Origin of the sequence: uncultured Sphingorhabdus sp., from assembly GCF_937872355.1 — a bacterium.
Taxonomy (GTDB): domain Bacteria; phylum Pseudomonadota; class Alphaproteobacteria; order Sphingomonadales; family Sphingomonadaceae; genus Sphingorhabdus_B.
The window spans coordinates 1-2,768 of record NZ_CALMSV010000215.1; the positions used below are offsets into that span (position 1 = coordinate 1).

Annotated in this window: 3 protein-coding genes; all 3 read right to left on the reverse strand. The window is 57.6% G+C overall.

The annotated features are described in order from the left end of the window. The coding region (locus Q0239_RS14155) for an IMP dehydrogenase (RefSeq protein ID WP_298603978.1) at window positions 1-666 on the reverse strand (666 nt) is incomplete at its 3' end. Between the two features lie 60 nt (window positions 667-726). Further along, the gene (locus tag Q0239_RS14160) at window positions 727-2,223 is read right to left on the reverse strand and encodes a M28 family peptidase (protein ID WP_298603980.1); all 1,497 of its coding nucleotides are present in this window, start codon (window positions 2,221-2,223) and stop codon (window positions 727-729) included. A gap of 13 nt (window positions 2,224-2,236) precedes the next feature. Next, window positions 2,237-2,768, reverse strand: a 532-nt coding sequence (locus Q0239_RS14165) for an aldolase/citrate lyase family protein (protein WP_298603982.1), incomplete at its 5' end; no start/stop codon positions are given.

Genomic DNA, 2,768 nt, shown 5'->3' on the forward strand with positions numbered 1-2,768 from the left:
CGCCGCGACGCGCAAGCGCCCCGTCGCATCCTTGGTCGCATCGGGATAGGTAACCGCCTTTTCGATATCTTTGACTGTGATCAGGCCGACGCAATGGAAAGCATTGTCGACGACCAGCAGTTTTTCAATACGGCGTTGGTGCAGAAGACGGCGCGCCTCTTCCTGCGAAACACCCGCCTGCACCGTCGCAAGATTATCGCGCGTCATCAGTTCGGACACTGGCTGCATGGGGTTTTCGGCAAAGCGGACATCACGGTTGGTGAGAATTCCGACCAGCTTGCCGCTCGCCTCCACCACGGGGATTCCCGAAATGCGGTTTTCCGCCATCAGTAATTGGGCTTCAGCCAACGTCGCGTCAGGCGCGATGGTGATCGGGTTGACCACCATACCCGATTCATAGCGCTTCACCTGTCGGACTGCCGCAGCCTGCTCTTCAACCGACAAATTCCGATGCAGCACGCCGATACCGCCCAATTGCGCCATAACGATAGCCATGCGCGCTTCGGTGACGGTATCCATCGCCGACGACATAATCGGTATGTTGAGCGAGATGCTAGGCGTAATCCGTGTGCGGGTATCGGCCTGGCTGGGCAGTATGTCCGATGCGCAAGGCTGCAACAGCACATCGTCGAAGGTCAGGCCGAGGCGGATTTTATCGGATTTCATGATGCCACTTTGCTTTGTCTGGGTTTCGAGTCGTGGCGGCCCATGTAAACAGTCGACCGGTTATTCGCCAGTCCCCTTCTCGGCCTTTTTCGGCTTATACTTGCGGGTATCGGCAAAATAGCGGCCAAGCTCGACATGCAGGTCCGCATCTTCAGCGGCTCCCCCCAATTGCAGCGTGTCGACAACCTCGTCTTTGGGGCCGTGATAGTCTGTTTTCAAAAAGGCCTCCAGTTTGCCCAGATCAGCAAAGGAGCCGCCTACCATCAACGCCGGTACATTTTTCTCGGTCAGCGCCCAGCCGTCCTGCCGTTGCAAGAAGGCATTGGCATCGGTGGAGGGCTCTATCTTCCGTTTTAACTTGCGCGCTATGGCTTCGACATCGGCATCCAGATCAGTTTTGCCGCGCCCGATAATCGCCACCTTGGCTCCTTTAGGCGCAATAGCGACGGTATCAACGTTCAAAACAACCTTGATCTGGTCCAATGCCACGGCAGGATCGGCAGCAAAAGCACGGGCCCCGATCAGGCCATATTCCTCAGCGGTGGTCCCGATAAAATAGATATCCCGATCAAATTTCGCCTTACCCAGGCGCTTGGCCACTTCGGTCAGCACCGCCATGCCACTCGCATTGTCGACCGCTCCATTGCAGATGCGGTCTTCGTCGCTTTCTGGCCTGCAAACACCAAAATGGTCCCAATGCCCCATCAACACCACCGCGCCGCTATCTGGCTTGCGACCTGCAAACTTGCCTATGATGTTGTTGCTGCGAATCGGCTCGACATCGCTCAGGACATTTAGGTCTACCGTCAGCCCAAGTGATTGACCGGCATAGTCCGTTGACCGTGCGGCTGCACGCAGCTTGTCCCAATCGCCACCTGCTGCCGTAACGAGTGCCACCATATATTGCGGACTGACCGCGCCTTCGACGTCGGCGCGCTTATCACGAGCGACCCAGCTGATCGGGCGCGACAAAATTGCCCTACGATAAAGCGGAAAATCAAACTGCTCACCGGAAATAGAGACAACACCTGCAGCACCGGCATCAACCAATGCCAAACGGCGGTTGCGCGAAGCTTTCATTTCCGATGGCAGGAATTCGGCATCATCGGCCAGAAGGAACGCCAGCTTGCCTTTTACATCGGCAACCACTTTACCCTGCGCATTGACGCCATGGCCGACGAACAGGGCTGGCAGCCTGTCCGCCCGATATTCCGCTTCCTTGCCAACCAGAAGGATGTCGTCGCTGACGATTCGCAGCTTTTCACCCTTTGCGAAAAACTGGACGGTGGCTTGCTTGGGCCCGCGCCGGACAAGATCAACCGGCTGATACCAGCTGCCGTCGCGCGCGGCGGGTTTAAGCCCCGCTTTGGTCCATTGGCTTTCCAGATAAGCAAGTGTCTTGCGTTCACCCTCGGTTCCCGGCCCTCGACCTTCGAAATCATCCGAAGCCAATATTTCTACATGCTTGCGCAATTCGGCCTCTGTGACCGGCTTGGCGACTACCGATCCAATAAATCCGAAAGCCAGAAAAATTGAGAGGATCAGTCGTGCGCGCATGTGTGCAGATAAGCTAACTGCCTGTCGTATGTCGAGCACGTTCTATCGTCCGGTGTGCTTCCTCAACATGCATGGACTCGATCATCTTGCCCTTGTGTCGCTGCGCCCCGCCGGTTGAAGCTGCGATCAGCTCCTCTGCCTCGGCAATTTCGGCAACATTCGGGCCAAAAGCAGTATTGGCAATAGCGACCTGATTGGGGTGGATCAGCGTCTTTCCGGTAAAGCCATAGCAGCGCCCCTGCACGCATTCCGCCTCCAGCCCGCCCATATCGTCGAGCTTGTTGTTGACACCGTCAAACACCGGCTTCCCCGCCGCCGCGCCCGCGAGCACGATACTCTGCCATGCGAGTTCCAACCCCTCGCGGTTCGGCCCGGGCTTGATCCCCATATCGGCGCAAATGTCATTCACCCCCGCGATCAGCCCCGCAACCGCCTTGTACGCCGCAATCTCGCGTGCGTTGTAAAGCCCCAACGGCCCCTCGATCATCGCGAGCACCGGATTGGGCAGCCTTGGCACCACCGGATCAAGCTCCGCGGCCACCTCC